Raw genomic sequence first — 255 nt, 5'->3', positions numbered from 1 at the left:
CAATGGGTCCATCCCGAAGGAATGTCCCGCCTCTTCTCTTCATTAGAAGAAAAGAAGTCTTGAGAGTGTAACCTCTCAAAACTAAACAAAAAAGCCAAAGCGAAGTTCGATTCAATAAGTTGAGCTATTGCTCCTTAGAAAGGAGGTGATCCATCCCCACCTTCCGGTAGGGATACCTTGTTACGACTTCACCCCAATCATCTGTCCCACCTTCGGCGGCTGGCTCCAAAAGGTTACCTCACCGACTTCGGGTGT

At 47.8% G+C, this 255-nt stretch carries 1 rRNA gene; it reads right to left on the bottom strand.

The annotated features are described in order from the left end of the window. Window positions 1-138 precede the first annotated feature (138 nt). Window positions 139-255: ribosomal RNA gene (locus tag CR194_RS20090) — 16S ribosomal RNA — on the bottom strand; the annotation flags it as partial.

Source organism: Salipaludibacillus keqinensis, from assembly GCF_003226325.1.
Taxonomy (GTDB): Bacteria; Bacillota; Bacilli; order Bacillales; family Salisediminibacteriaceae; genus Salipaludibacillus; species Salipaludibacillus keqinensis.
This window is presented reverse-complemented; position numbering and strand designations above follow the sequence as displayed.